Annotated in this window: 27 protein-coding genes and 1 tRNA gene; 16 read left to right on the forward strand and 12 right to left on the reverse strand. The window is 50.8% G+C overall.

The window, feature by feature from the left end; genetic code table 11:
• Positions 1 to 153 precede the first annotated feature (153 nt).
• The 6 genes from DUE52_RS04245 (at position 154) to DUE52_RS04270 (ending at position 3,344) form a co-directional block, all read left to right on the forward strand.
• A complete protein-coding gene (locus DUE52_RS04245; RefSeq protein ID WP_114404727.1) occupies positions 154 to 639 on the forward strand; it encodes a DUF3299 domain-containing protein in 486 nt (161 codons plus the stop codon).
• 115 nt (positions 640 to 754) lie between these two features.
• Positions 755 to 831: transfer RNA gene (locus tag DUE52_RS04250), tRNA-Ala, on the forward strand.
• A 225-nt stretch (positions 832 to 1,056) separates the two neighbouring features.
• Complete coding sequence (locus tag DUE52_RS04255) at positions 1,057 to 1,614, forward strand: RNA polymerase sigma factor (protein ID WP_114404728.1); 558 nt, start codon at positions 1,057 to 1,059, stop codon at positions 1,612 to 1,614.
• 4 nt (positions 1,615 to 1,618) lie between these two features.
• On the forward strand, positions 1,619 to 1,837 hold the full coding sequence (locus DUE52_RS04260; RefSeq protein ID WP_114404729.1) for a hypothetical protein: 219 nt from the start codon (positions 1,619 to 1,621) through the stop codon (positions 1,835 to 1,837).
• Positions 1,838 to 1,950: 113 nt separating this feature from the next.
• Positions 1,951 to 2,628, forward strand: a complete 678-nt coding sequence (locus DUE52_RS04265; protein ID WP_114404730.1) for a ClpP family protease — start codon at positions 1,951 to 1,953, stop codon at positions 2,626 to 2,628.
• Between the two features lie 77 nt (positions 2,629 to 2,705).
• Positions 2,706 to 3,344: an NUDIX hydrolase gene (locus tag DUE52_RS04270; protein WP_114404731.1), complete on the forward strand. Its 639-nt coding sequence runs from the start codon at positions 2,706 to 2,708 to the stop codon at positions 3,342 to 3,344.
• A 94-nt stretch (positions 3,345 to 3,438) separates the two neighbouring features.
• Here the strand turns inward: DUE52_RS04270 and DUE52_RS04275 are convergent, their stop codons facing one another.
• The 4 genes from DUE52_RS04275 to DUE52_RS04290 form a co-directional block, all read right to left on the reverse strand.
• A complete protein-coding gene (locus DUE52_RS04275) occupies positions 3,439 to 4,005 on the reverse strand; it encodes a C40 family peptidase (protein ID WP_114404732.1) in 567 nt (188 codons plus the stop codon).
• Between the two features lie 87 nt (positions 4,006 to 4,092).
• The gene (locus DUE52_RS04280) at positions 4,093 to 6,225 is read right to left on the reverse strand and encodes a Tex family protein (RefSeq protein ID WP_114404733.1); all 2,133 of its coding nucleotides are present in this window, start codon (positions 6,223 to 6,225) and stop codon (positions 4,093 to 4,095) included.
• 172 nt (positions 6,226 to 6,397) lie between these two features.
• Positions 6,398 to 6,589, reverse strand: coding sequence for a cold-shock protein (locus DUE52_RS04285; RefSeq protein WP_114404734.1), 192 nt, complete (start codon positions 6,587 to 6,589; stop codon positions 6,398 to 6,400).
• Positions 6,590 to 6,775: 186 nt separating this feature from the next.
• Complete coding sequence (locus DUE52_RS04290) at positions 6,776 to 7,039, reverse strand: hypothetical protein (protein ID WP_133299753.1); 264 nt, start codon at positions 7,037 to 7,039, stop codon at positions 6,776 to 6,778.
• A 255-nt stretch (positions 7,040 to 7,294) separates the two neighbouring features.
• On the opposite strand from DUE52_RS04290, the gene DUE52_RS32030 reads away from it, so the two are divergent.
• Positions 7,295 to 7,498 (forward strand): hypothetical protein, encoded by a 204-nt coding sequence (locus tag DUE52_RS32030; protein ID WP_133299754.1) that lies wholly within the window; start codon positions 7,295 to 7,297, stop codon positions 7,496 to 7,498.
• Positions 7,499 to 7,586: 88 nt separating this feature from the next.
• Here DUE52_RS32030 and nudK read toward each other — a convergent pair whose 3' ends face one another.
• Positions 7,587 to 8,168: a GDP-mannose pyrophosphatase NudK gene (gene nudK / locus DUE52_RS04295; protein ID WP_114404736.1), complete on the reverse strand. Its 582-nt coding sequence runs from the start codon at positions 8,166 to 8,168 to the stop codon at positions 7,587 to 7,589.
• A 58-nt stretch (positions 8,169 to 8,226) separates the two neighbouring features.
• Between nudK and DUE52_RS04300 the strand changes: the two genes are divergently transcribed.
• Positions 8,227 to 8,979, forward strand: a complete 753-nt coding sequence (locus tag DUE52_RS04300) for a DeoR/GlpR family DNA-binding transcription regulator (protein ID WP_114404927.1) — start codon at positions 8,227 to 8,229, stop codon at positions 8,977 to 8,979.
• Here DUE52_RS04300 and DUE52_RS04305 read toward each other — a convergent pair.
• Both DUE52_RS04305 and DUE52_RS04310 read right to left on the reverse strand, forming a co-directional pair.
• Entirely contained in the window at positions 8,976 to 9,275 is a 300-nt protein-coding gene (locus tag DUE52_RS04305; protein WP_114404737.1) for a hypothetical protein, read from the reverse strand. The two genes, DUE52_RS04300 and DUE52_RS04305, sit on opposite strands and share 4 nt — an antisense overlap.
• Positions 9,276 to 9,433: 158 nt before the next feature.
• A complete protein-coding gene (locus DUE52_RS04310; RefSeq protein WP_114404738.1) occupies positions 9,434 to 9,811 on the reverse strand; it encodes a hypothetical protein in 378 nt (125 codons plus the stop codon).
• A gap of 168 nt (positions 9,812 to 9,979) precedes the next feature.
• Between DUE52_RS04310 and DUE52_RS04315 the strand changes: the two genes are divergently transcribed.
• Both DUE52_RS04315 and DUE52_RS04320 read left to right on the forward strand, forming a co-directional pair.
• Positions 9,980 to 10,942 carry an MBL fold metallo-hydrolase gene (locus DUE52_RS04315; RefSeq protein WP_114404739.1) on the forward strand — a complete coding sequence of 321 codons (963 nt, stop codon included), beginning with the start codon at positions 9,980 to 9,982 and terminating at the stop codon, positions 10,940 to 10,942.
• Between the two features lie 147 nt (positions 10,943 to 11,089).
• Positions 11,090 to 12,295 carry a L,D-transpeptidase family protein gene (locus DUE52_RS04320; RefSeq protein WP_114404740.1) on the forward strand — a complete coding sequence of 402 codons (1,206 nt, stop codon included), beginning with the start codon at positions 11,090 to 11,092 and terminating at the stop codon, positions 12,293 to 12,295.
• On the opposite strand, the gene DUE52_RS04325 is transcribed toward DUE52_RS04320, so the two are convergent.
• The gene (locus tag DUE52_RS04325; RefSeq protein ID WP_114404741.1) at positions 12,296 to 12,976 is read right to left on the reverse strand and encodes a murein L,D-transpeptidase catalytic domain family protein; all 681 of its coding nucleotides are present in this window, start codon (positions 12,974 to 12,976) and stop codon (positions 12,296 to 12,298) included.
• Positions 12,977 to 13,105: 129 nt separating this feature from the next.
• Between DUE52_RS04325 and DUE52_RS04330 the strand changes: the two genes are divergently transcribed.
• Both DUE52_RS04330 and DUE52_RS04335 read left to right on the forward strand, forming a co-directional pair.
• The gene (locus tag DUE52_RS04330) at positions 13,106 to 14,512 is read left to right on the forward strand and encodes a hypothetical protein (protein WP_114404742.1); all 1,407 of its coding nucleotides are present in this window, start codon (positions 13,106 to 13,108) and stop codon (positions 14,510 to 14,512) included.
• 21 nt (positions 14,513 to 14,533) lie between these two features.
• Positions 14,534 to 15,277: an EcsC family protein gene (locus DUE52_RS04335; protein WP_114404743.1), complete on the forward strand. Its 744-nt coding sequence runs from the start codon at positions 14,534 to 14,536 to the stop codon at positions 15,275 to 15,277.
• 128 nt (positions 15,278 to 15,405) lie between these two features.
• Here the strand turns inward: DUE52_RS04335 and DUE52_RS04340 are convergent, their stop codons facing one another.
• Complete coding sequence (locus DUE52_RS04340; protein WP_114404744.1) at positions 15,406 to 15,996, reverse strand: hypothetical protein; 591 nt, start codon at positions 15,994 to 15,996, stop codon at positions 15,406 to 15,408.
• Positions 15,997 to 16,104: 108 nt separating this feature from the next.
• Positions 16,105 to 16,575 carry an FKBP-type peptidyl-prolyl cis-trans isomerase gene (locus DUE52_RS04345; RefSeq protein ID WP_114404928.1) on the reverse strand — a complete coding sequence of 157 codons (471 nt, stop codon included), beginning with the start codon at positions 16,573 to 16,575 and terminating at the stop codon, positions 16,105 to 16,107.
• 224 nt (positions 16,576 to 16,799) lie between these two features.
• On the opposite strand from DUE52_RS04345, the gene DUE52_RS04350 reads away from it, so the two are divergent.
• On the forward strand, positions 16,800 to 17,465 hold the full coding sequence (locus tag DUE52_RS04350) for a fasciclin domain-containing protein (RefSeq protein WP_114404929.1): 666 nt from the start codon (positions 16,800 to 16,802) through the stop codon (positions 17,463 to 17,465).
• A 327-nt stretch (positions 17,466 to 17,792) separates the two neighbouring features.
• Here DUE52_RS04350 and DUE52_RS04355 read toward each other — a convergent pair whose 3' ends face one another.
• Positions 17,793 to 18,254, reverse strand: a complete 462-nt coding sequence (locus tag DUE52_RS04355) for an RrF2 family transcriptional regulator (RefSeq protein WP_114404745.1) — start codon at positions 18,252 to 18,254, stop codon at positions 17,793 to 17,795.
• A 95-nt stretch (positions 18,255 to 18,349) separates the two neighbouring features.
• Entirely contained in the window at positions 18,350 to 19,078 is a 729-nt protein-coding gene (gene ric, locus DUE52_RS04360; protein ID WP_114404746.1) for an iron-sulfur cluster repair di-iron protein, read from the reverse strand.
• 203 nt (positions 19,079 to 19,281) lie between these two features.
• Here ric and DUE52_RS04365 point away from each other — a divergent pair, with 203 nt between their 5' ends.
• From DUE52_RS04365 to DUE52_RS04375, 3 genes are read left to right on the forward strand one after another with little or no spacing between them, the layout of a single operon-like run.
• Entirely contained in the window at positions 19,282 to 19,746 is a 465-nt protein-coding gene (locus tag DUE52_RS04365) for a c-type cytochrome (protein WP_114404930.1), read from the forward strand.
• 30 nt (positions 19,747 to 19,776) lie between these two features.
• Complete coding sequence (gene nosZ / locus DUE52_RS04370) at positions 19,777 to 21,771, forward strand: Sec-dependent nitrous-oxide reductase (protein ID WP_114404747.1); 1,995 nt, start codon at positions 19,777 to 19,779, stop codon at positions 21,769 to 21,771.
• Positions 21,772 to 21,831: 60 nt separating this feature from the next.
• Positions 21,832 to 22,863, forward strand: a complete 1,032-nt coding sequence (locus tag DUE52_RS04375; protein ID WP_114404748.1) for a nitrous oxide reductase accessory protein NosL — start codon at positions 21,832 to 21,834, stop codon at positions 22,861 to 22,863.
• The last annotated feature ends 9 nt before the right edge of the window (positions 22,864 to 22,872 follow it).

Consider the following 22,872-nt stretch of genomic DNA (forward strand, 5'->3'; position numbering starts at 1 on the left):
ATTAAGGTAAAGGTAACAAAAATTGTGATAATTGCAGGATGGAGGTGGTAACTTCTGATTTTCGCGCTTAAAAACCCGAACCAAACCCCACCGAGTGTTGTTTTTAAACCAGAAAACGACGTAGATTTGTAATTATCTGAACGCGACCTCATCATGAAAAAAAATGTCTGCTTCATCGCTCTTTTAGGACTGCTGACCCTGGCAGCGTTTACCCCCGCCAAAGTGGTGAGTAACCGTTCGGTGGCAACCGTCGCTGAACCCGTCAAACTGTCGTGGGAAACGCTGCGCGATGTGACTTTCAAGAAAAAATGGTATCCCGAAGAATCCGTTTACATGCTGTATCCTACCTTCGGTGCCGGTATTCAGAAACTAAGCGGCAAACCGGTCGAGTTGACGGGGTATGTGTTACCCGTTGATTACGAATCCAATCTGTACGTTCTGTCGGCTTTTCCATACAGCGCGTGTTTTTTCTGCGGAGGAGCAGGCCCGGAATCGGTCGTATCCCTGAAATTCAAGAAAAACGGCCTCAAGTTTAAAACCGACGAGCGCCGGACCTTCCGGGGAACCCTCAAACTGAACGCTGATAATATCTACGAACTGAACTACATCATCGCGGACGCCGAGATGGTGGAGCAATAATAGAAACGCTTCAAAATCAGTACGCCATGCCATTGCGTGGCGTTTTTTTTTGAAATCTGTAAAAAGCTTCATTGCTTTTTCTACAAAATTTCTCATCTTTGCACCACGAAAAAAAGGGGGTATAGCTCAGTTGGCTAGAGCGCTACAATGGCATTGTAGAGGCCGTCGGTTCGAATCCGACTATCTCCACCAAAATTCGTTAAAAGCCCCGGACTTGTCGAGTTCGGGGCTTTTTTTTAATATTAAATGAGCAATGATGAACGCTAAATGTAAAAGTTCCTGATTGTAATTCCTTTTACATTTGGCGTTCATCATTGCTCATTTAACATTCTCTCCCTTTCTTTCCCCGACAGAGAAATATTTTTCGTATCCTTGGGTGATACCGACGCGTAATTCTGATTAACCACTAAAAAGCGTATGAATTCAACCCAAACTCTGCCGAGGGAGGCCGCCCTGATTGCTGACCGGGAACGAACGATGGAACGAATCTATGCCCAAACCTATCCGATGGTTCGCCATTATATCCGGGAACAGGGTGGTACGGAGGAAGACGCGAAAGATATCTTCCACGAGTCCATGATTCTGTATTACGAGAAAACCGTTCAGGACCAACTGACGTTGACATGTTCGGTCAGTACGTATCTTATGGGGATTTGTAAAAACCGCTGGCGGCAGCAGGTGGACAAACAGCGTCGAAAAACTTCCCTGAATACAATCCAAACCGACCTTGCTTGGGAGGAGTCGGAAGACGAAGATGAACTGCCGACACTCAAACTGATGAGCTTTGTGGAGCAGTTGGGCGAAACCTGTCAATCCATTCTGGTGAGTTTCTATTATTTCGGTCAGCGGCTGGAGCAGATTGCAACACAACACGGCTATCGGTCGGTTCGTTCGGCCACCGTGCAGAAATTCAAATGCCTGGAACGGCTGCGCAAAGCCGTCAGTCACCTGTCGATTGATCACTTTAAATCTTGATGCGATGCGTCCTGAATTAGAAGAAGTTCAACTGCTGGAAGCCTACCTGCGCGGAACTCTCCCTGAAGAGCAATGGATCGACGTCTCCGTCCGGCTGCTCTGGAATCCGGATTGGCAACAGAAACTGGCGGCCCAGAAACTGGCCTATCAGGCCCTTCGCCTGGCCGGACGCCAGCAACTGCGTCGCGAATTAGACGGGATTTACGTCCGCCTGTTTGGCTAAATCCGGCAATACCAAACTCCTTTCATAGACTGATTCAACGGGCTTTTATAGAGCCGGAGGGCATTGCCATGCCTGAACAAAGTATTTTTTCATCCCAAACCATTTTCTGATTTATGTATTATCCCGAACTGAGCCAACGTGAGTTCCGTAACTTCGCCGTACACGGACAAAATCTGAACGGTCTGACGGTCGATCGCTACCTGCACCAGGTGGAAAATATGACCCGGTCGGTCATCGAGGAACGGCCCATGAATTTTCGCGAGGTCGATGTATTTTCCCGCCTGATGGCGGACCGGATCGTTTTCCTCGGTTCGGCAGTCGACGACAATATTGCGAACATTATCATTGCCCAGTTGCTGTTTCTGGAATCGGCCGACGCCAAAAAAGACATCTTGCTGTATATCAACAGCCCCGGCGGTTCGGTCTATGCCGGTCTGGGTATCTACGACACCATGCAATACGTCCGGCCCGACGTCGCGACGATCTGCACCAGCGTGGCCTTGTCGTTTGGGGCGGTTTTGCTCTGCGCCGGAGCACCGGGCAAACGGTCGGCTTTGCCCCACGCCCGTGTCATGATTCACCAGCCACACGGCGGAGCGCAGGGCCAGTCCGTCGATATTGAGATAACGGCGCGGCAAATTGTCATTTTGCGCAATGAACTCTATGAAATCATGGCCCGGCACAGCGGTCGTTCGGCGGAAGAAATTGAACGGAATGCCGACCGCGATTACTGGATGAAAGCCGCAGAAGCCAAAGCGTTCGGTTTCATCGATGAAGTGTTACAACGGTAATTTATCGGTTCCGAGGTCGGGGCTACCTGATTTTGTGGGGCAGAATAGGGGCTCAAAAGCCAGAAATAGCCATCTTTGTGACACTGCATCACAAACCGGTCAGAACCAGCCGGTCTTCGGAGAATTTAATCAGCCGCAGTGATGCGGCTTTTTTTATGGACTTACTTGAAATTTTTGACGCCAGCAACCAGCCGCTAGGCTTTACCAAACCCAAAAAAGAAGCACACCGCGACGGCGACTGGCACCGCACCTCTGAAATCGTGGTGTTGAATGACCACGACGAAGTGTTGCTGAGTCTTCGTCATCCGGACAAGGCGGTTTTGCCCAATTTCTGGGATGTGTGCGTCGGTGGACACGTTGATCCGGGCGAGAGTTATGAGCAGTGCGCGATGCGGGAAGTGGAGGAAGAAATTGGCGTGCGGCCCAAAACCGGCGAATTGCAGTTTCTGGGCATGGTGGCAGTGGAGGTAATCGACAAAACCGCTCCGCTGATCGACCGGGAACACGCGGCTGTGTATGTCTTTCGGACCCACCGTACGCTCGATCAGTTTGTCATGCAATCGGATGAAGTGGCGGATTTGCGGTTTATGCCAATTGCGGTCGTGCTGGAAGAATTTCGCACGGGTAACAATTCGCTTCGGTATACGCCACCCCAGCATACCTATTTACGAACGCTGGAAATGGCGGCTGCTTTAATTTGCCCCCCAGCCCCCTAAAGGGGGAGCCTTGAGCGCGTCAAAACTCCCCCTTTAGGGGCTGGGGGGCAAATTAAAGCAGTACGTAACAACCCTGCTCTTCTGGGAAACGGGTTTAAAAAGGCCGGACAGCTTTCACAAACCGGCCTTTGAAGTAACTCGAAAATAGATTGTCTTCCCGAACACCCCGCGACGAAGACGCGTGAATAAACATGATGTTGGATGCCCCGCGAACTTCGGTAACAATGCCGGTGTGCGAAACATACCCGGATTTCCCATCATCCGGTACGAAAAAAACGAGATCACCCGGTTGAATCTGAGGGACTTCCACTTCATAACCCACTTCGGATTGTTGCCAGGAAACCCGCGGCATTTGCAGACCAACGGTATTGAATGAAGCAAAAATAAGCCCCGAACAATCCATCCCTTCCGAGGTCTGACCGCCCGTGCGATACGGTGTTCCGGTGTAGGTTCGGGCAATTTTCACCACCTGGGGCACATACCCTTTCTGATAGGTTTGTGTATCGACGGCCTTGAGCGGTTTGCCGACCGGTTTCCGATTGGCCACCGCCGGTTTTCGCTGGGCGGGCGGGGTGTAATGCGAAGTTTTGAAAAATGAACAGGATGACAGTGTCAACACCAGAAGAGCAGCCGGCCACAAAGGGCGAAGTAAAGTCCTCATTCGTAGTGGTTTAAGGTACATCGTTTGTAGTTTGATTTACCGAATGCGATAACCGTCAGAAAAACGGGAATACAACGGCTTAAACTATTAAATTTTCATCGTCAAGGCAATACGTTTGCGCTGTAAATCGACTTCCAGCACTTTCACCTGCACTTTTTGGTGAACACTGACGACCTGACGCGGATCGGAAACAAACTGATTGGCCAACTGCGAAATGTGAACCAGCCCATCCTGTTTGACGCCGATATCGACAAAGGCACCGAAGGCTGTCACGTTCGTCACCACGCCTGCTAGCAGCATACCCTCCCGCAGATCTTCCGGTTTTCGGACCCGCTCGTCATATTCGAAAACAGCCAGCGTTTCCCGCGGATCACGACCCGGTTTTTCCAGTTCGGCCAGAATATCGCGGAGTGTTGGTAGCCCCACTGTTTCGGTAACGTACAATTCGGGCTTTATCTGCTTCTGAAGTTCCTTTTTTTTGACTAAATCGGTCACCGTGCATTTCAGATCGTGGGCCATGCGTTCCACCACAGCGTAACTTTCCGGGTGAACGGCGCTGTTGTCGAGCGGATTTTTGGCCTGGTCGATGCGGAGAAAACCGGCACATTGCTCGTAGGCTTTCGCACCCAGCCGGGCCACTTTCTTCAATTGGTCGCGGGATTGAAACGGGCCATTTTGCGCCCGGTACTCGACGATGTTTTGTGCCAGTTGCGGCCCCAGGCCCGAAACGTAGCGCAACAAATGACTGCTGGCCGTATTGAGCGAAACCCCCACCTGGTTCACGCAGCTTTCCACCACCCGATCCAGGCTGCTTTTCAGGTCATTCTGGTCGACATCGTGCTGGTATTGCCCCACGCCAATCGATTTGGGATCAATTTTAACTAGTTCGGCCAGCGGGTCCATCAACCGGCGACCGATGGAAATAGCACCCCGCACGGTTACATCCTGATTCGGAAATTCCTGCCGGGCCACTTCCGAAGCGGAATAAATCGATGCGCCCTGTTCGCTCACCATGAACAACGGGATGGTTTTGCCGAAATTCAGGCTGCGGACAAAATCTTCGGTTTCGCGCCCGGCGGTTCCGTTGCCAATGGTAATGGCTTCAATCTGATGCTGAGCGACCAGTTTTAATAAGGTCTGTTGCGCCTGTTCGCGACGGCTGTCGGGGTAAATAACGTCGTTGGTCAACAGATTTCCCTGGGCATCCAGACAAACCACTTTGCAGCCGGTTCGAAAACCGGGGTCGATGGCCAGCACCCGCTTCTGGCCGAGTGGGGGCGACAGGAGCAGTTGACGGAGGTTATCGGCAAAAATCTTAATGGCTTCCTGATCGGCTTTTTGCTTCGAAACGTTTTCAAATTCGGTCTCAATCGACGGTTTGATGAGTCGTTTGTAACTGTCTTTGATCGCAATCGCAACCTGATCGATGCTTTCGGACGAGCCATGTCGCAAAAACTGCCGATCCAGCCGTTCGAGGGCGGTTTGTTCATCCGGCGAAATACTCACCGCCAAAATCCCTTCCGCTTCCCCGCGCCGGATGGCCAGCAAACGGTGGGAGGGAACCCGGCGGAGTGGTTCGGCGAAATCGAAATAATCCTTGTATTTAATCCCGGCGGTTTCCTTGTCTTTTTTGACCACGGCCCGGATAATAGCCTCCCGTTCAAACAGATTCCGGATGCGTTGCCGGGCGTCGGCGTCCTCGTTGATCCACTCCGCCATGATGTCACGGGCACCCTGCAAGGCGTCCTGAACGGTGGCCACCTGCTCGTTCAGGAACGTCGCGGCTTTTCGTTCAACGGTGTTTTCGCGCTGACTGAAAATGAACTTGGCCAGCGGTTCCAGCCCTTTTTCAATGGCGATGGTGGCCCGGGTTTTTCGCTTGGGCTTATAGGGCAAATACAGATCTTCCAGTTCGGTGACTGAGGTAGAGGATTCGATTTTCTGGCGGAGTTCCGCCGTCAATTTGCCCTGATCGGCAATGGATTTCAGGATGGTTTCCCGCCGTTTGTCGAGTTCGACCAGTTTTTGGTAGGTATCTTTGATGGCCCCGATCTGCACTTCATCCAGTTGACCCGTGGCTTCTTTCCGGTAGCGGGCAATGAAAGGCACGGTGGCGCCGTCGTCGAGCAACTGAACAGTTTGGGCAACCTGCCGGGCGTTCAGTTGGAGCAAGGCGGCAATGCGTGACGTCAGATTGCTGGGGTCGGGGGATGGGCTCATGGAGTCGATTTACTGAATGAAGCCGCAAAAAAAGCACGAAAGGATGGTTTGTCAACAAAAAAGAATCAGAAATGCCGGCTGACGGCGGTAAGGGGTTCTGATTCAGCGGGCAAAAAAAAACATGCCACCAGGCATGTTTTCTTCTTGAAACTCAAACGGCTCTATCTTTCGATTATACCAGTTCTACGTTTACAGCGTTCAGACCTTTTTTGCCACGTTCAACTTCAAATTTTACTTTGTCGTTTTCGCGGATCTGGTCGACAAGGCCCGTCGAGTGAACAAAAATGTCCTCGCCTGGTGCATCCGGCTTAATGAAACCGTATCCTTTGGTTTCATTAAAAAATTTTACTACTCCTGTTTGCATTGAATTGTGATTGAAAGAATTTGTATAAAGGACTATTTTTTTATATTTCTTTCCAAATTTTTATAACATTTTTTTGCGGGCAAAGGCCACTTATTTAGGCACGAACCGTCTATTCAGCTACGTTTTGAATCGGAGTACCCCTAAATAAGCAAAGAATATCCGGTTTGCACCTTCGCCTTTTTGCCGTTAAATCCGGCAGTCCAGACAACTTTCGTAATCCTCGTGTCCGGGCGCATACACCCCGTTGACGTTCACCAGCCGATTTACCGGGATTGACTCACCAGACGCCAGCGTGACGGAATCACCCTCGGGTTTGGTGGTCAGTTCAGTCATAATGGAAGTAACCGAAATCAGTTCATTCAGGTCGGTGGTGTAGAATATCTTGACATATTTCCGCAGCGCAATCAGCGAGCGAAGCATGTCCCTATAGGGTTCTGTGAGCGTTGTCATGTGTAACAAACTTAATGTCCTACCCAGATAACAAAATTTGATTGAAACTGGCTCCTGATGGGTGAATTATTTCACAGTATATTCCTGTTATAAGTATAACTATTGTGAGATTTTCGATTGTCGGATTTTGCGTTTTTAATCTCGTTTTAATATAAATAGATCAAACTATGCCACTTTTAAGGTCTGCATAATCTGGTTTATACCCCTTTTTAATACCGTTTTGCTTCCTTTGTGGCTATAAATTATCCTATCCTCATGAAATGCGATTCCTTCTTTTTCCTCTCCTGTATTATGGGGGACGAGTTGTATAAATTGAATTCTGCCAAGACTAAGCCGCTCGACTACCGGGCGCTTGAAGAACGTTTCAAGCAAGTTTGGAACCAACCGATCGATGATTTTTACCTGAGCGGTTTGCCACCGGTGATTCGCCGGAATGCGAGACGTGATTTTATCCAGTGATTGCCCGATTCCGTTGTCCCCGTAAACTTGTAAAAGACGACTCCAACCTCCGGCGGGAAGGCTGTGCAGCGGGAGGTTGGAGAGCTAGTCAGGCGGCCTGAAATTGTTGAATACAAAGGTGCTGGAGCAACATAATGGTTTTTCCGTCCACAATTTCGCCTTCGGCGATCATCTGCATGGCCTGCGACAGCGGCATTTCCAGTACATCAATCTCTTCTTCATCAATGCCGCCCCCGGTTCGCTTTTCGGTTGAGTCTGAATAGTCCGCCGTGAAAAAATACAGCTTCTCCGTGACCGATCCCGGACTCATGTAGGCTTCAAAAACTTTTCGGATGTTGGTCACGACAAAACCGGTTTCTTCTTCCGTTTCCCGGCGAATCGCGTCTTCCGGGTTGTCATTATCCAGCAAACCGGCGCAGGATTCGATCAATAAACCGCTTGCATTGCCATTGACGTAGGTCGGCATTCGGAACTGGCGGGTCAGAATGACGGTATTTTTTTCCGGATTGTGCAGCAGAATCGTCGCGCCGTTTCCCCGGTCGTAGGCTTCCCGGGACTGTGTTTCCCAAACCCCATTCTTGCGCTGGTAGTTAAAAGTTACTTTCCGCAAGGTGTACCAGTTGTCCGATAATACTTCCTGCCTGATGAGTTGAACCCGAGAATTATTCATTAGAATTGGTTGTTTTTGATTGAATTTGATTATTTTTGAACAAATTAAAAACGAAGCGATGAATTTTCCTAACCGCAAGCGGCTTATTTTACAAACGGTCGAAGAGAAAGGGTCTGTCGAAGTGAAAGAGCTGGCCGAACTCCTGCAAACCTCGGAAATTACCATTCGCCGGGATTTGACGACACTGGCAACCGACGGGCTGATTTACCGCACACACGGGGGTGCCATGAAAGTGGGACTGGCCGTCAATCCGGTGCAGTTTGTGAACAAAACCGCCGTTAATTCGGAGAACAAGGATCACATTTGCCGGCTGGCGGCCCAGGAGATCAACGAAGGGGACGTGGTGTTTATGGATTGTGGGAGTACGGTGTTCCGGCTTTGCCAGTTTATCCGAAACAAACGCATTCAGGTGATTACGAACTCATTACCGGTGGTCAACGAGCTGATGCAATCGGAAGTGACAGTGAATCTGGTGGGGGGAGAAGTCGATCTGAAACGGCAGGCTGTTCACGGATTGATTGCCCATGAGCACGTGGCCCGCTACCACGCCCACAAAGCGTTTCTGGGTGTCGATGGGATTTCGGCGCAGCACGGACTGTCGGCTCATAGCGAAACCGAAGGCGGGATGACGCTGGCGATGGCCGCGCAGGCCGAAACCGTGTATCTGTTGTGTGATTCGACGAAACTGGAAAAAGACAAATATGTGCAGTTTGCTCCGCTGAGCCTGATTCAGGTTCTCGTAACGGATTCCAATGCCCGGCCGGACGTTTTGGAATTGTACCGTGAAAAGGGCGTTCGGGTGTTGAATTAATTCAGGGAAGTATTGCCGTTCGAACGTTTCCTGCTCGATAAATCCTCGTAATTCCCCGTCAGAATCGCAGCCTGGTGCAGCAACTCGACGGCCTGGATTTCATCGTACAGAATATCGAGTTTGCGCTCGATACGACCGATTTCGGCAACGGCATTCTGATACGCAAAGAAATCGTCCTCCTCGCTCCGGTTTTGCATGGATTCGGCCAGGAGGTATTTACCAGCCTGGAGCACGCCCCACGATGCCCGTAATTCGTGTAAAATCGGGCTATATTTGGTCACTTTCAGAACTCGCATTCTCAACGGCGGTTTTCGCACGCAAAGATATACAAATTTGGAAGCCGACCATTACGATGGTGCTTAGTTTACGGTTTTATGGTTTTCGGTGGCTGGTGCATTCATCCTGTGCTTGCGTCAGCCACCGAAAACCGTATACCGAAAACTGTAAACCTTTTTCACATCAATTCGAAATCAACACATTTTCCCGCTTCGACAGTGAAGGTTTCGGAGAAGCTCTGGCCGTTGGCGGCCCGGAATTCGAGTTCGTGCTCACCCGCTTTGACGGTGGTTACGGGCGAACCTGTCGCGTCGCAGGAAGGAGCAGACGCTGTTACTTTACTCAGCGTTCCTATTTTGATGCCGTCGACATAGCAATCTACCTTGATGGTTTCGATCGCGTTGTTGGCCGACCAGAAAATCACCCGGCCTGAATCCGGTTCAACTTCTGTTTCTTTTTTACAGGAAATCGTGACGCTCAGCAAAAGCACGGCACACAGGGATTGCAGGCAAAACCGGGTTAAAAAATGGTTTGAGAAGGTAGGCAAGAAGTTCATAGCAGTTGTCGTTGTTGTCGTTTGTCGGGACAAAGGTGTGTACGTTGGCTGCGATCCGAAAACGAATTTTATCTGAACTGTTGAATTGAATATGTGAAACGGTAAATAACTTATGTCAACAATCCGGGGTGGATCAGGTTAAAAAATCAAACAAAATCAAATGTGGGTATGGAAAGGCAGACACTCGAAAATCTGACAACCCGTGAAGAACGGAGTCCGTATGACGTCGCCGAAGACGTGAGAGGGATAAAAAATGGCTTTGTTAACGTCTATTTTATCGGAGAATCGCAACCCGGTGGGAAGTGGGTTCTGATTGACACCGGAACACCATCCGGCGCAGACCTGATCCTGAAAAAAGCCCGGGAATGGTTTGGCGACGAAAACCCGCCCCAGGCCATTGTGCTGACGCACGGCCATTTTGACCACGCCGGATCGTTGGAAGCTTTGTTGAAAGTCTGGGGAACGGTGCCGGTTTATGCCCACCCACTGGAAATGCCGTTTTTACAAGGGAAGTCACATTATCCACCGCCTGACCCATCGGTTGGGGGCGGAGCAATGGCTTATCTGTCGTGGATGTTTCCAACAGCCCCCTATCATTTTGGTGATCGGATTCAGCCGGTTCCGGCGGATGGTCTGATTCCGGAATTGCCCGATTGGAAAGTCATCCACACGCCCGGCCACTCACCCGGCCATATTTCGTTGTTCCGGGAAAGCGACCGGAGTTTGGTGGCAGGTGACGCCTTTACCAATACCGATCAGAATTCGGCGTTTGCCGTGATGACCCAGAAGGAGGAGTTACACGGTCCACCGGCTTATTTCACGATTGACTGGGAAGCCGCCAAACGCTCGATTCAGGAACTGGCAGCCCTGAACCCGACGTCGGCCGGTACCGGGCACGGGAAAGCGATTCAGGGCATCCAACTCCCGCAACTCCTGGAAGATTTAATTCTTCATTTTGAAAACCGGGAAGTGCCGAAAAATGGGCGATATACGAAACAACCGGTGCATTCAAATGCAGAGGGGATTGTCGATATGCCGGCTCCCATTTCGTACCACGTCACCCGTATCCTCAGTATCGGTGTCATCGTCGGAACGGTGATGCTGCTTTTGGGAAGCAAGCGGAAGAGATAAGGCACTGCGCTGATCATGAACGGTTAAAAGAACCGGAAGCCCCGACTGTTACTGGTAAATCCGGTAAGTTGGGGCTTTTTCGTGCAAATCATTTAAACACCGCAGTATGGAATGGCGTTTTAGGAGTAAGTTAAATTGAACTCACGTATGGAACGCCGAAATATCATCATTTTAGTAGTAAGTGCCGTAACTGTTGTATTAGTAGCCTGGTTTTCACTCAGACACTTTGGTTTTTTAAATAAAAACGATGTTCCCGCCGAGGGCTGGGATCGCTCTCAGGCCGAAGTGGTTATGCGGCAGTTGTGCCGGGCTGCTGATTCGGTCGGGATCGATACCAACCGGTATTCATTCCTGGAATCCGATACCAAAAAGGAGTTTGGCGAGAAGTTCACCGGTTTGCTGCTCGAATTGCGCTATGGGTTAAAACCGTCCCGGATAACCTATAACAAGATTCCGGAAAAAATCGACACCGTCTGGGCGATCGCCATGCTGAAAAAAGACGAAGGGAAGTCGGCGCTGGATTCACTGAAAAAAACACCGGTTTTCGGTCATTATACGACACTGGTCAGTGCCTACACCAAACTAAGGAAAAACGCGCCGTCCGACACCGGAAAATACATTCGTCAGACGCTGAATTTTTACCGCTATCTGAATCGCTTTGATTTTGACCGGTTTCTGGTCGTTAACGTTCCGGCTGCCCAATTGAATATCTACGACCGCAGTGGCAAATGCCTGCTGCCGATGGACGTTATTGCGGGGAAGAAAGACACCAAAACGCCGTTCTTTACGACCTATCTCACCGACATCATTACCTATCCGTACTGGAATGTGCCGCGTGGCATCGGTCTGAAGGAAATTCTGCCGAAGGTGCAGCAAAGCGCAGACTATCTGGAGAACCAGAATATGGAAGTGCTGAATGAAAAAGAGCAGGTGGTCGATCCGTCGGAAATTGACTGGGAAGAAATGTCAGCCGAGAATTTTCCGTACCGGTTTCGGCAGGCTTCCGGGTGTAACAACTCCCTGGGTTTGATCAAGTTCAACCTGACCGGGCCGGGGGCTATTTACCTGCACGACACCAACGCCCGTGACCTGTTTGACCAAACCAGCGACCGCTGGCGGAGCCACGGCTGTATGCGGGTGCAGAAACCGGTCGAACTGGCTAATTACCTGATGGGGACGCCGGTGCTGGACGAGGGATTCATGAACCGCTGCATGGTCGATCAGAAACCGCAGACGCTGACACTACCCAAACCGTTCCCGGTTTTCGTGGTCTATAACCGGGTCGATGTCGATGAAAAAGGGCAGTTGCGCTACTACAAAGACGTGTACGATCTGGACGGTCGCCCAATGTAATTACAGCAGAAACGTTGATTTTTGCAGATAATCCGGGCTGGGCGAATAGACAAACAGGCACGAACCGCCTTTGATGGCCTGAATAATGTCTTTGCTGACGGCATTGGCAATGGCCGGGCAACCCTGGCTGCGGCCCAGCCGACCGGTTTTGCGGATAAAATCTTCGCAGACATAATCTGCTCCGTGCATCACGATGGCACGGCTAAAAGCGTTATCATTGAAACCCTGTTCCAATCCTTTCAGTTGAAGCGACAAACCGTGTTTGCCCTGGTAGGTATTGAGGGTTTGGTAAAATCCCAGGCTGGACTGGAAAGACGAAAACGTGTTCGAAAAAGAAGCCGCCATCAGTTCGCCCGAGTTCCGGCCGTGGGCGACGTAGGTCTGAAACAATAATTTCTGTTGATCGAGATCAATGACATACAGCCGCTTCTTGTTCGACGGCTGGCTCAGGTCAACGATACTCAGAATGGATTTTGCAAACTTGGTTTTCTGTAAACCACGCAGGGCGTAGTCGAAGACTTCTTTTTGAAGTCCCATGCGTTCCAGGTTCAACCCGTCGTAAACCCCCGCCCAGAGACTGGTTTTGTCGGCCTTAACGTGGGTATTGGCTTTCACCGTGGTGCCAACACTGGCAAGGCTGAGCGGGAGAATGGCAAGGAGAATCAGCAGCGCTTTTTTCATAAAACGTTGGTTAACTGGTTAGTATGTAAAAAGAGATGTACGTAATTAACGCCAGTACTACCATAATAATTCGATAGACCCATGAATTTCTGCCTTATGTCTCGCCATTCCATTTTCATTTTAGTCCTTATGTTCTGGGGGTCAGCGACTTTGGCACTGCCGGTTGTTTCCATTGTAAAGTACAAAAAAAACGGCGAAACTGATTATACACCGGCGGCAGTCCGGGCAATCGCCGATCTAAAAAGGCAGGGTGGCGGCACACTGACTTACCCCGCCGGGCAATTTGTGCAGGGGCCGGTCGAAATCACCGGATCGCACATCAGCATTCAGGGGGCCGGTATGGGCCGGACATTCCTCATCCGGAATTCCCAGCGCGGTTATGCGTTCTGGGCCAACCGAAAGCAGCGGGTTTTTATTCGGGATCTGTCCATCGACTGCGACAAAAGTCCGATTGAGGGCGGTATTTATTTCGGCGGCTGTACGGCCAGCGGGGCTGATCGGGTTTCCGTTCAAAATGCCGATGCCAGCACGTTTGTCGTTGAAAATCAACTGTTCAATGCCGGAAACTCAACTGCGGTTTCGGATCGTAATGTGTTTCGAAACTGCCGGGCCAGTGGCCAGAAACGGTATCACGAGGTCGGCGGAAAATCGCCTTTTATTGCCGGTGGCTACGCCCGAAACACGCGTTTTGAATCCTGCACCGTTACCGACTGTGTGGGCGATGCCTTCGACAGTGACAATGCACCCGGCACCGTGTTTGTGCGTTGTGTGGCCCGAAACAGCAAAGGAATCAGTCCCTATGCCGGTTTCTGGTCGGAGGGCGAGCAAACCGATTCGGACCACCGCGTGACCTGGAACGCTTGCAAGGCGGTCGGCTACCGGGTGGGTTTTGGCGTTTCGGAGCGCGTAAAAGCCACCATTCAAAACGGAGAGGCCGAAAATTGCGTGAATGCCGTAAAAGGGTTACATTACCAATACCGCATTGCGATCACCAATTTTACGGCCCGGAATTGTGGCAAAGGGCTGGAAGCGACCGACACCGATGGCGTTTTGACGTTTAGCGGTCCGGTAACGCTAACCAAAGTCCGCACCCTGAATACCGTCGCCCGAAATTCATTTTCCAACTACGGCGGAGGAACTTCCACCAACGAGGAAACCATCATCGGTCCCGGTTGTGATTTTGACCGGGATGCCTACATCAGTTACGAAAATTCCGGTTCGCGCCGGATTACAGTCGACGGCGTCACTTTTCGGGGCAGCAACATCCGGTACTACAACGGGCAGTTGACCGAGTTGCTGGTGAAAAATAGCCAGTTTATCAACGGTGGCATTGTGGGCGCCCGAATCAAACAAAGCCGGATTACCGCCGGTAGTCGGTTCAGTACGACCGACAGTACCAAAACGGCCATTCAATTGAGTCTGGATTCGTATAATACCACTGTCGATAACGCAACCTTTGAAGGGTATAACCGGGTGTCGAACAACGCAAAAATGGGAACCGGTGTCCGGCAAACGAACCGTCGGCAACCGCGATGAGCCTGAAACCAACCAACAACTATGTCCCCTTACGAAGACGCCGTGGTGCGTGAATTGAATGTCTGGCGACAGAAAATGATGCGCAGACCGTCGGCCGTCAACCGGCTTTCGAAGAATCTGCAAACGCGGATGAATAAGTTCATTCCCGAAAAAGTGCATCAGGCCATTACGGCAATGATCAAACAAATGACGCGGGCGGTGTTGTTTGGTGCGGAGTTTCTGACCCGGCAGCCGGTGCTGGAACCGCTGTCGCTGGAAGAACGGGAGGAGCGGGTTCGGGATCGCATTGCGTTCTACAAAACCGCCGGAGCGGCAGAGGGGGGCGTCACCGGCGCGGGCGGCATTCTGCTGGGGCTGGCGGATTTTCCGTTGTTACTGGCTCTGAAAATGAAGCTGTTGTTCGAAATTGCCGCCATTTACGGCTATCCGGTCAACGAATACAAGGAACGGCTTTACATCATGCACATCTTCCAACTGGCGTTTTCGAGCCAGGAGCGTCGGCAGTTCGTTTATCAGCAGATGCTCAACTGGCAGGCCAAAAGCCAGCAACTTCCCGACGACATCGACCAGTTCGACTGGCGCACCTTTCAGCAGGAATACCGGGACTACATCGATCTGGTCAAAATGGCCCAATTGGTTCCCGGCATCGGGGCCGCTGTCGGTTTGGTGGCCAACTATCGTCTGCTGGATTCGCTTGGCAAAACCGCCATGAACGCCTACCGGATGCGGTGGGCGGAGAGGAGGGAGTTGGGCATGAAGAGTTAAATGGTTTGGGATGGTTTTGATGGTTAAATGGCTCTGATGGTTAAATGGTTGGCTGACGCATTATTTTTCGTGCGTCAGCCAACCATTTAACCATCAGAGCCATTCTGAACCATTTAACAATAATGAACTTACTTCCTTGCCGGATTGATCATGATATGCGCCCGGTGGGTGCCGGGGTCCATGATCCAGGGCATGCCGGGTGCTTCGGCTTTCAGGGGTAGACCGGTGCTCTCGGAGGTGGCATACGGAATGTAGACGACCGACCGGAGGTAGCCATTTTTTACTTCGCCCGTTGCCGCATTGTAGCTGGAGTCGGGGGCCGAATAAACGAAGAGGGAAGATGGCTGTTTGGGCATTTTCCACTTGCCGGCTTTTTCTTCTTCTTCCCGGATTTTCATGATTTCAGCCGGAGATTTTCCTTCTTTTTTCAATTCCCGACCACGGGCCATGAACGGTTCCAGACCCTGGTGGTAGCAGGAAACGTTGAGTCCTTTTTGCGTCGGGTCATCCGCCAGACAGACGTAATCGTTCGTTCCTTTACGAAGCACAATCATTTCATTTTTACCCGAATAACCCAAAACCGTTGCACCGTCGCGTTTGTCGGAGGGAGCGGCCAGTACGGCGGTTTTGATTTGCAGATCGGGCGTCGGAGCGGTCGTCTGGGCCAGGGCATTGAAAGCGCAAAAGCCCGAAAGTAGAAAGAAGGTAAATTTTTTCATGGGATTAAAAAGAGAGGGTTTGTCAGCCATAAATCGATCGATCACCGGCAGTAATTCAAATTTATGAAAAAATACCGGTGATCGACAGACTATTTACGCGGGATAGGATCAGTGATGATGTCCACCCGGTCCGTGTACGTGTTTGTGCGTCACCTCTTCTGCCGTGGCGTCCCGAACGTCGATGATTTCGACATCGAAGTTCAGCTCCTGACCGGCAAGCGGGTGGTTGGCATCGATCATCACCTGATCGTCGTTCACTTCCGTAACCGTTACCACCTGCCCCTGATTGGTCTGAAACTGCATTCCGATCTGCACCGGCTGACCGCCAAAGGCGCTGATGGGAACCGCCTGAATCATTTGCGGATCCGGAACACCGTAGCCATCTTCGGCAGGCACCTTGATCTGAAATTTGTCGCCGACGGATTTTCCGGCCAGTCCGTTTTCCATACCCGGGATGAGGTTCCCCTCGCCGTGGAGATAATATAATGGATCCCGTCCTTCGCTGGAGTCGAGAATATTGCCGTCGTTGTCGCGCAACGTGTAGTGTATGCCGGCAACTTTGTGTTTGGAAATTTGCATGTTTAAAATATTGAATAGAAAAACAAAGGTGATATAGTTTGAGAAAGGATGCAACTAATTGCCCGATTCTACGCTAAGATTACGGTTGTAAGATGACCCAAAATGAAATATTCACTGGTCATGCCCCGTTAACCCAACTACATTTAGACAACAAAAGGAAGGCTGAATGTGTTAAAAAGGGATAGTAAATTCTCGACGTTTTGTTTAACAAACTAATTTTCATCATGCAGAAAAAAGCAGTTTTCGCAGTGGCAGTGGCACTAGGCCTGCTGGTTGGTGCCCACAAAACCGTGGTTGCTCAAACGGTTCAGGACACTACTTCGCGCCCCGCATCGCAATCGAATCCGCTGGGAAGCAGCACGTCGGTTTCGACCCAAAGCAGCGCCAACGCCTACGGGCCGATGGGCGCAGGCCGGGAATCGCGGGGTGGCATGGCTCCCGGTGGCTCAACGGGCCGCGATCTGGCCATCAGCGCGGCCAAATCCGCCGATCATACGGTTTTATTCCGGGCGATGCGGGTTTCCGGATTGTCGGAACAGGCAGCGGGAAAAGGCCCTTACACGGTTTTTGCGCCCACCAACGAAGCGTTTGATAAGCTCCCGGCCGGAACGCTCGACGGGTTATTGCAGCCCGCTTCCAAATCAAAACTGGTGAAGCTGTTGTCGTATCACGTTGTCAAAGGCAACTACACCTCCGATCAGTTGCAGGACGGACAGAAACTGAAAACCGTTACGGGTGGAACACTGACCGTCGGCAAGCAGGGTGACGCCATCACCATTACGGATGGACAAGGCAATGCCGCTACCATCAACCGCGCCGATCTGGAAGCGACGAACGGGGTTATTCACTCGGTGGATGCGGTGCTGATGCCCGCTGAAAAAGGGAAATAGAGGAAGTTTAGCATTTTTTAGTGAGGACTTTCGCTTTCTGCCCCTGAATCCCGGAGTGTAGGCCCGGCCTAAAGGGGACCTGGACACGAATCCTACGGATGCTAAAAATCCGGCACCGGCCTTTAGGGGCAGAAAGCGAAAGTTCGAATGCGTTGTTGATCCTCATAAAGGCTCTGTCCATAGGGCCGACAAAGACAGTGTTCCGAAGGCAGCTAGCGCCATCGCAAGCACAAAACGGTGATCAGCACGCCAATGACACCGGCCACCACCCACCAGCCGTGGGCGGTTTTCCAGACGCCCGGCACCGTTGGTGTGCTAAAAAAAGCTTCATGAAACCAGCGAGGATGGCGTGCCGGGTATTCGTTTCAATACCGAAAAGCCTTCTTCCACATCTGTCACCATAGTTTGAACCGTCAACGTTTCAAACAAATGCTGGAGTGAATTCCGAAAACCAATGACATGATGGTGCATGGGGCAGGGCTTTTCACTATTGCAATCGTGCAATCCCAGAAAACACCGGTGAAATATGGACAGGCCGTCGATCGCATTCACTACGTCGATAATGGGGGTCGCCAGGGTCCGATCGTTGATGAAAAAACCTCCGTTTCGACCTTTGGTCGAGTTGATGATGTCATGTCGAACCAGCCCTTGCATGATTTTTCCCAGAAACGGTTGGGGAACGTTCAGTTCAGCCGCCAGTTCATGAATACCAACTTTGTATGCGTCCGAACTTTTCAGGGCCAGGTACACCAATCCCCGAATTGCATAGCCACTCGTTTTCGAAATCATAGCAGTAAATCAAATTGTTGTTCGATGTTTTTGAAAGACCGCCCAAACGGTTTTTGGCTAAAATAAGCATGCGGAGCCAAAAACAACGATTCATTTCAGTTTCCAAAGGCTAAAGCCTTTGGAAACAGGATGTTATTTTCGAGGTGGATATGCTGCATCAAATCAGCTTCCAGCTCAGCGAGTTTGGCCAGCATCAGGCGGTGGGAGTTGCAGGCATCCGCCGGGGGACTGTATTCATCGGTCAATTCCCGGAGTTGGAACAGCAGCAATCCGGCATCCTGGTGTTCATGTTCCATACAGTCGATGGGAGCCTTAATGGATAAAGGTCGCCCGGCCCCGGCTATAGCCGGATTTCCCTTTGCAGCGGCCAACTCTTTAATGATTGGGAAAAGGGCTATCTCCTCTTTCTGTAGATGCGACAGTAAATCGGCCTTCAAGGCCACGTATGCCTGCTGAACAAGATGCAGTTTTGGGTACCGGTCGCCGTGTTTAGCGGCTACTTTCAACACGAGTTCTTCGATGAGCGGCAGATTATCGTAGAGGTATCCGTGGTGTACGGTTAAGACATAATCAGCCAGAAAACCCAATTCCCATTCATCGAATTTTTCTGAAGAACGGCGCGCTTCGGCGGGCAGTTTGTGCAGGGCTTCCACAACCGTCTCTATTGGTAAGTTGGCCCGCCCACAGGCTTCAACCAGGGTACGTTTGCCATTGCAGCAAAAATCAATACCCAGGCGTTTGAATACTTCGGCCGTCCGAATGTCAGCAGCCACTATTTCGCCTACCGTTAAGGCAGGGGTCTCATCATCAAAAGCCATTTTCATGCTATTTAAAGAAATTATCGGTCAAAAATGTATTCACTAATCCGGATATAAAGATAATTGGGTCTTTTATTCTGATTATTGACAAAGAAGGGTTGACTGGCTGATTTTTATCAGGATTCAGGCAGTAGAGAAGATGTTACTTTGAGCCAAAGATAAAAAGATGATTTACTCTTATTAACCACAGGAACAAAAACAGGATGATCATGAAAAAGACGGTTACAATGCTGGTAGTGGCACTCTCAGTCGGCTGGTACGGGTGTTCATCAGATGGCGCTAAAAAACGGGCCGACGAAGCGCCCACCGACCCGGCTGCGGTTGTATCGCAGGATGAGGTTCACGGAACGGAAGTGAAAGAAGTAACCTTATCGACTCCTCTTGATGGCGCGATGGTAAAACAGGGGCAGGGAATTTATGAAATGAAGTGCAGTTCATGCCACAAACTCGATGAGACGAGACTGGTCGGACCGGGCTGGAAAGGGGTGATGAGCCGGCGTAAACCCGAATGGATCATGAATATGATCCTGAATGTGGACATGATGCTGGAAAAAGATGCCGAAGCCCAGAAAATGCTCGAACTCTGTCTGGTTCGGATGCCAAACCAAAACCTGTCGGAACCTGATGCCCGCTCCATACTGGAATTCATGCGCATGAACGACGGAGAAAAATAAGATCATCCACCCATTTCAACAATTACGAAAATGCAATTAAAATTCCTGACAACCCTTGTCGCCGTTGTGGCAATCGGCATCAACCTAACGGGTTGTAAACCAAAAGATGCGGGTTCGGCCGTATCGGGCGATGCCGCCGAAAAAGTGTATGTAGCTCCCGGAAAGCATGATGAATTTTACAATTTTCTGTCGGGCGGGTTCAACGGGCAGATGTCCGTATACGGCATACCGTCTGGTCGGATGTTGAAAATTATTCCGGTTTTTTCGGTTTTCCCGGAAAATGGCTGGGGCTACAGTGAAGAGACCAAACCGATGCTCAACACCTCCCACGGTTTTATTCCCTGGGACGACCTTCACCATATTTCACTCTCCCAAACCAAGGGTGAACACGATGGCCGCTGGGCGTTCGGGAACGCCAACAACACACCCCGTGTAGCCCGGATTAGCCTCTCGACTTTCCGAACGGAAGAGATCATTGAATTACCCAATTCGGGTGGTAATCACTCGTCTCCTTTTATTACTGAAAATACGGAATACGTGGTTGCGAGTACGCGGTTTTCCGTTCCGGTTGATAATCAGGGTGATGTGCCCATTAGCTCGTTTAAGAAAAACTTTAAAGGCTATATCAGCTTTATCAGCGTGGAGCCAAAAACGGGCCGCCTGGGCATCAAGTTTCAGTTAAAAATGCCGGGTATCAGCTTCGATCTGGCGCGGGCCGGGAAAGGCAAATCACACGGATGGTTCTTTTTCTCCTGCTACAACACCGAACAGGCGAATACCCTTTTGGAGGTAAATGCCTCCCAGAAAGATAAAGACTTTATTCTGGCGGTAAACTGGAAAAAAGCCGAAGAATATCTCAAACAGGGGAAGGGGAAAAAGGTTCCGGCCCAATACGCCCATAATGTGTATGACGAAAGCACGCATTCGGCCAGCTCAACCATCATCAACGAAGTCATGACGCTTGACCCGAAAGAATGTCCTGATCTGGTGTACTTTATGCCCTGCCCTAAATCTCCACACGGTTGCGATGTGGATCCAACCGGCGAATTCATTGTTGGATCGGGCAAACTGGCGGCCGTCATTCCGGTCTTCTCCTTCGATAAGATCCAGAAAGCCATTGCCAACAAAAGCTACGACGGCAGTTTTGACAGAATTCCTGTTTTAAAATACGAAAGCGTATTGTACGGCGAAGTGCAGAAACCGGGTCTGGGACCGTTGCACACCGAATTTGACGGACGCGGCAATGCCATAACGTCGTTCTTCGTATCGTCGGAACTGGTGAAGTGGAACATCAAAGACCTGAAAGTCCTCGATCGGGTACCGACCTATTATTCGCCGGGTCACTTGAGCATTCCCGGTGGACCAACCAGCAAACCGCACGGTAAATACGTGATCGCCTACAACAAAATCACGAAAGACCGCTACCTGCCAACGGGTCCGGAATTAGCGCAATCAGCGCAGCTCTATGACATTTCGGGTGAAAAAATGAAGCTACTTCTCGACTTTCCAACGGTGGGCGAACCGCACTACGCGGAAGCCCTTCCGGCAGCTTTGATTGAGAAAAACTCGAAGAAGATCTTCAAAATTGAAGACAACCACCATCAATACGTAGCGAAAGGCGAGAAGGAAGCCAAAGTGATTCGCGAAGGCAACAAGGTGCATGTGTACATGACTGCCATCCGGTCGCACTTTATGCCCGATAATATCGAAGGCATTCGCATGGGGGATGAGGTGTATTTCCACCTGACGAACCTCGAGCAGGATTGGGATGTGCCCCACGGTTTTGCCGTAAAAGGCAGTAGCAACGCCGAGATTCTGATTATGCCGGGCGAAACACAGACGTTGAAATGGGTGCCTGACCGTGTGGGTGTCATCCCCATTTACTGCACCGATTTCTGTTCGGCACTCCACCAGGAAATGCAGGGATATGTTCGGGTGTCATCCGCTGGCAGTACCGTTCCGCTGACATTCAGCACCGGTAAAGTGAATGCTCCGGAAGTAGGGGAGAAGGTCGTTAAGAAGTAATTGTATGAGTTTCCCGGACGCGCAACAACGTCCGGGAAGCTTATTTTTAAATGAAAAATCATGAAAACGTTTTCGCGCCTGGTCGTTTTGCTGGCCACCCTGTCACTGATCGGTACCTACTTTCTGCCGCTATGGCGGATAGACCTGTGGGCTCCCCAATATCCCGAAGGGCTGGTGATGCATATCTGGCTCAATAAACTCTCGGGTGATGTGGAAATTATCAACGGTCTCAATCACTACATTGGCATGGCACACATCAAGGAATCCATGTTCCCTGAGTTTACCTACATGCCGTATCTGGTCGGGTTTTTCATTGCCTTCGGCCTGCTGACGGTCGCTTTGAAAAACCGCACCCTCTTACTCTTAAATCTAAGCCTGTTTGTGCTGGCGGGTATTCTGGCATTGTACGACTTCTGGAAATGGGGCTACGAGTACGGCCATAACCTCGACCCTAAAGCGCCAATTCGGGTGCCCGGCATGTCGTATCAACCCCCCATTCTGGGTTATAAAGCCCTGCTCAACTTCGGCGCTTTTTCGATCCCGGACTGGGGAGGCTGGCTATTTCTGGTCGCTGGTCTGCTGGTGGCCGGGGCGGTGGTCTATGAGTGGTTTTTGCGTGGCAAAGCTTCATTGACGACGAAGAAAAGCGTTTCAGGCCCCATCGTTTCAGCCCTGTTCCTGGCGGGCGTTGTGACGCAGGGATGTCGTGTTCAGCCTGAACCAATCCACTACGGAAAGGACGCCTGTGAACATTGCAAAATGACCATCGTCGATCAGAAGTTTGCGGCCGAAATCGTCACCCAAAAAGGCAAATCGTTCAAGTTCGATGATGTGGCTTGCCTGGTCAACTACCTGACCGAAAGCAAGGTTTCTGAAGCCGATCTGGCGTTCATCCTCGTAGATCAGTACAACAAACCGGGCGAACTGGTGGATGCCCGTCAGGCCGTTTATGTATCCGGCGACGGAATTCGCAGCCCCATGATGGGCAATACCGCTGCTTTTCCGGATGCCGAAGCCGCCCGCGCTGCCCGAACTGAGTTGGCGGCTGCCAAACTACGTACGTGGCACGACCTGTTGCACAAAATCCGTTAATCAAATCGT

The organism is Larkinella punicea, assembly GCF_003334855.1.
Lineage (GTDB): Bacteria > Bacteroidota > Bacteroidia > Cytophagales > Spirosomataceae > Larkinella > Larkinella punicea.